This window comes from Streptomyces chiangmaiensis (assembly GCF_036281785.1).
GTDB lineage: Bacteria > Actinomycetota > Actinomycetes > Streptomycetales > Streptomycetaceae > Streptomyces > Streptomyces chiangmaiensis.
Window position 1 is genome coordinate 1 of the sequence record NZ_JAYWVC010000377.1, and the last position, 4,388, is coordinate 4,388.

At 71.2% G+C, this 4,388-nt stretch carries 5 protein-coding genes; 3 read left to right on the forward strand and 2 right to left on the reverse strand.

What is annotated here, in order from left to right:
- Window positions 1-39: 39 nt before the first annotated feature.
- Window positions 40-546, reverse strand: coding sequence for a hypothetical protein (locus VXC91_RS42760; protein WP_329512752.1), 507 nt, complete (start codon window positions 544-546; stop codon window positions 40-42).
- Between the two features lie 674 nt (window positions 547-1,220).
- Window positions 1,221-1,670 (reverse strand): PPOX class F420-dependent oxidoreductase, encoded by a 450-nt coding sequence (locus tag VXC91_RS42765; protein ID WP_329512753.1) that lies wholly within the window; start codon window positions 1,668-1,670, stop codon window positions 1,221-1,223.
- Between the two features lie 75 nt (window positions 1,671-1,745).
- On the opposite strand from VXC91_RS42765, the gene VXC91_RS42770 reads away from it, so the two are divergent.
- From VXC91_RS42770 to VXC91_RS42780, 3 genes are read left to right on the forward strand one after another with little or no spacing between them, the layout of a single operon-like run.
- A complete protein-coding gene (locus VXC91_RS42770; protein ID WP_329512754.1) occupies window positions 1,746-2,324 on the forward strand; it encodes a TetR/AcrR family transcriptional regulator in 579 nt (192 codons plus the stop codon).
- A gap of 17 nt (window positions 2,325-2,341) precedes the next feature.
- Window positions 2,342-2,911, forward strand: a complete 570-nt coding sequence (locus tag VXC91_RS42775) for a hypothetical protein (RefSeq protein WP_329512755.1) — start codon at window positions 2,342-2,344, stop codon at window positions 2,909-2,911.
- 54 nt (window positions 2,912-2,965) lie between these two features.
- Window positions 2,966-4,192, forward strand: coding sequence for a serine hydrolase domain-containing protein (locus tag VXC91_RS42780; protein WP_329512756.1), 1,227 nt, complete (start codon window positions 2,966-2,968; stop codon window positions 4,190-4,192).
- Window positions 4,193-4,388: the final 196 nt, after the last annotated feature.

Here is a 4,388-nt window from a genome sequence, read left to right on the forward strand (position 1 = left end):
GGGGCTTAGGCGGGGCGGATTGCGGAAAGGGCGATCAGGTCACAGTGCGCAACGCCGCAGGACGCGTCTTGGGGCAGAGCGGAGGCGGTCGCCGACGGGATGGCCGTAGACGACCACGATGTGCTGGAGGTAGCGGAAACCGGCGGTGCGGGCGCCTGCGATCAGCGCGCCGAGCGGGTCGGTGAGGCGTCCGGCCTCTCGGCGTTGACAGGTAGCCAGCAGCAGCAAGCCATTCGCAGGGAGGAGCCGGTGGGCGCGGTGGAAGAAGCCCGGCCAGCCGTCCTCCAGCGCGCCGGTCATCTCGCTCCCGCCGACCGGCAGCTCATCTGCGGGGGCGGGGAGGATGGCCGGCTTGCCCGTGGCGCCTTCGTCGTCGGACGCGGAGGAGAAGGACGTGCACGGGATACGGGCGTCCATGCCGGACGCCGTGTCCCGGATCGCGATCTTGAACAGCGGGGCAGGGCGGTGGCCGGGCCGGCCGACGAACTCGGTGCGGACCTTGTCGATCGCCCAGGACGGCAGCACCGCGCCAGGGATGGGAACCACGTTGGGCTCATCCGAGCCAGGGAACCAGATCGTCGTCGGCAGCGGGGTGGACGTACGCGGGCGGGAAGCGGGGGAGCGGCGGGACGGAGTCTTCGGCATGGGTTGGGTGGCACCCGGGACCGTGGGTCCGGCCGTCTCGTGCTGACGTGAAGTAATAGGGACTCAGCAGCTGATCTTTGCCATCGCGCCGGTACGTGTTCGATGACCGGGCAGCGGCCGCCGCACACTCGGAGGTGTCCCTGCCGGCCCCACCGCACACCGTATCTGTGCAGCTCACCCAGTATGCGAGCCAGTCGCGTGACAGCGACGAGCCACCGCCGGACCACCTCGACTCACCGCATACCGAGGACTGAAACCGAAACCGAGAATTTCTGTGTTCGATTGGCGTTCCCACGGCTCAGGCGTCGCGCCAGGTCATCGAGGGCGAGCCGACGGCGGGCCATCGCGCTCGCCGGACCATTCGACCGCGAGTGACACCGCACTGGCGTGCAGGTGGGCCGCTCGTGACACGAGGGCTTGGGAGGGGTGGCGGCAGAAGTTGTCCGCACCGCTCACGGGAGATGCGCCATGCACCACCGTCACCACGCCCACCACCGGTGACCGGGGCGCGGCGGCGAGGAGATGGTGGCCGTCCTGCGTGCGATCGAGGACCGCACCGCGGGCGACCCGACGGGCTAGCCCTGGTCGGCGCCCTTGGGGATGCCGTACGCCCGCTCCACCCGCAGCCGCAGCACCAGACGCCGGTCGCGGACCATCGCTGCACGGTAGTCGTCCCAGTCCGGGTGCTCGCCCGCGATGTCTCGGTAGAGCCGGACGAGCTCCTCGACCGTCTCGTCGTACGGGTCCGTTGCGACCGGTGAGAGGTCGGCCGTGCCCTCGGCGACCGTATAGGCCCATCGGTCGCGGCTGGTCACGTGGTATGAGGCCCGCGGGTCCCGGCGCAGGTTGCGGGTCTTGGCGCGGTCGTCCGTGAGCGAGACACGGATGACGCGGCCGTCCGGATCGTAGGCGTGGGTCACGTTCGACAGCTGGGGCCGGCCGTCGCGTTTGAGGGTGACCAGCACTCCCCCGTGGCTCTCGGAGAGCAGTGCGAGCAACGCGTTCTGTGTGGCGTCCTGAGTCATACCTGGACCAACTCGTCCGGTCGAGCCCCGCATTCCCGAGTAGACACTGTCTACGACGGCTGGTAGACAGTGTCTGTGAGCGATCCGGAGACAGGACTGCGGGCACGGCTGGTCGACGTGGGTGTCGACCTGGTGAACACCGAGGGCGTACAGGCACTGACCCTGCGGGAGATCGCCCGGCGGGCAGGGGTCTCGCACGGCGCCCCGCGCCGCTACTTCCCCACCCATCTGGAGCTGCTGTCGGCCATCGCCCGGCGCGGCGTCACCGACCTCGCGGGGCGGGTGGCCGAGCTGACGGGCGACGGGGCGGCGAACCCCCGGGAACAGCTCACGGCCCTGGGCCACGCCTATCTGGACTTCGCACTCACCCATCGCGGCATGCACGAGCTGATGTTCCGTCATGATCTGCTGGAGAGCGGACATCTGGGCCTGCGCGAGACCAGCCTTCCGCTGTTCTCCCTGCTGGTGGACCTGGTGGGCCGGGCCAGGCCGGACGTCGACGCAGCGCTCGTCGCGGGCTCACTGCTGGCCAACCTGCACGGCATCGCCCAGCTGTGGAGCTGGGGCAGCCTCCAACTCGCCACGGGCTCCGGTGACTTCGTGCCTCTGCTGCACACGGCCCTGGACGCGCACCTCGGGCCGGCGAACCGGTGAACGCTTACCGCGGCACCATGCTCGCGGGCAGCGTCGTCGGCGCCGTGATCGTCGCCCTGGACGGCACGGTGCTCACCGTCGCACAGCCCACCCTGCAACGGGATCTGTGGGCCTTGCCGGGACCCGTGGCGATGGTGGCGGCGGCGCCCGCGTCGGCCGTCCGCATGCGCCACCACGGTCCGCGCCGCACGGCCGGGACCGCGGTGGCGCTCCTGGGACTCGGCGTACTCGTTCTGTCCCGTCTCTCGCAGGCTTCGCCGGCCCTGTGGGCGGGAATGGGATTCTTGCTGGTGGGTGCCGGATTCGGCACGGTGACGGTGACTGCGACCGCCGTCGTCGTGCGGGAGGCGCATCACATCGGCCGGGGTGGCCGGCGGTCTGCAGCAGACCACGCTGAGCGTCGGGCCCACGGTGGGCGTGGCCGTCGCGAGCACGCTGATGACGTGCACCAACGCGGCTCCCGGGCCCACCCTGGCGGCCCTCGCCTGCGTGTCCCTGCCCGGTGTGCCGCCGGCTCTGCGGCTGCCAGGCCGGTCCGGAGCCCCGCCCCGCGGCGGGATCGGCTCCGGTTCCGTAGCGGAGCCTGAAATGTTGGAACCGGAAGCCCCGGGAGAGCACTCGGGAGAGACCGGAGGAGAACGATGGGACACCTGCGGCAGGAGGTGGAGCCGGAGGAAGTGGGCCTCGACCCGAAGGCGCTGGCCCGCCTGGACCAGCACTTCGCCCACGAGGTCGACGACGGCCGGCTGCCCGGCTGTCTGGTGGCCGTCTCCCGGCACGGGCGCACAGCCCACCTCACCACGTACGGACATCGCGACGTCCGAGCCGGGCTTCCGGTCGAGACCGACACATTGTGGCGGATGTATTCGATGACCAAGCCGGTCACCTCGGTCGCCGCGCTGATCCTCATGGAGGAGGGCCGCTTCGGGCTCGACACGCCCGTCGCCGACTTCCTGCCGGCTTTCGCCCGTCCGCAGGTCTACGTCCGCGGACCGGGCCCCACTCTGCGGACCCGCCCCGCCGAAGGACCGGTCCTGATACGCCATCTGCTCACCCACACGGCGGGGCTGACCTTCGGTTTCTACCACTCGCATCCCGTGGACGCCCTGTACCGGGAGGCGGGCATCGAGACGTCGGTGGTGGCCGGCACGACCCTGGCGGAGACCTGCGAGGTGTACGCGCGGCTGCCGCTCCAGTTCGAACCTGGCACGCAGTGGAACTACTCGGTGGCGACGAACGTGCTCGGGCGGCTCGTCGAGGTGGTGTCGGGCCGGGACCTCGACGACTTCTTCGCCGAACGCATCTTCGCGCCGCTCGGGATGAAGGACGCCGGCCTGTGCGTCACCGAGGCACAGGCGCCGCGGCTCGCGGAGCTCTACGGCGAGACCGAGGACGGCGGCATCACGCCGGTCCCGGGCCTGCCCCTGCGCGGCCGGCCCCGTTTCCTGTCGGGCAGCGGCGGGATGGTGGCGACGGCACACGACTACTACCGCTTCATGGAGTTCCTCCGCCGCCGCGGCGAACTGGACGGAGTCCGTCTGCTGAGCGCCGACACGGTCGCCGCGATGACCTCGAACCACCTTCCGGGCAACGCCGACATGCTCTCCTACGGCAGCCGCGGCCACCACGATCCCGGCAAGGCCGGCATCGGTTTCGGCCTCGGCGTCTCCGTCGTCACGGACCCCGAACTGACCCTGTGGCCCGAGGCCCTCGGCACGTTCGGCTGGAGCGGGGTGGCCACCACGACGTTCTGGGTGGACCCGCACCACGATCTGACGGTGCAGTTCCTGACCCAGCTCAGACCGACGGGCTCGCACTCCGTCTACCCGGAACTGAAGCGTCTCGTGCACGAGGCCGTGACCGGCTGAGGCGCTGCGGGCGTCCACCGTGAAGCGGGACGGCGGCCCGGCCGGCTCACCGCGACGGGGATCCGGCCAGGCCGTGCGGCACGCCGAGGGCCCGGTGGTGCGGGCGCGGCGGCCGGCGTCGGGCGGCCGCCGCGCACCCGTTCACGAGGAGTGCACCACCGCGTCCAGGTGCGGCAGGTAGTGGTCGAGCCGCTCC

Excerpts from the sequence above, each read along its gene's own strand:
- VXC91_RS42765 (WP_329512753.1), bottom strand. The coding sequence starts at position 1,670 with ATGACTCAGGACGCCACACAGAACGCGTTGCTCGCACTGCTCTCCGAG.
- VXC91_RS42775 (WP_329512755.1), top strand. The coding sequence starts at position 2,342 with ATGCTCGCGGGCAGCGTCGTCGGCGCCGTGATCGTCGCCCTGGACGGC.
- VXC91_RS42780 (WP_329512756.1), top strand. The coding sequence starts at position 2,966 with ATGGGACACCTGCGGCAGGAGGTGGAGCCGGAGGAAGTGGGCCTCGAC.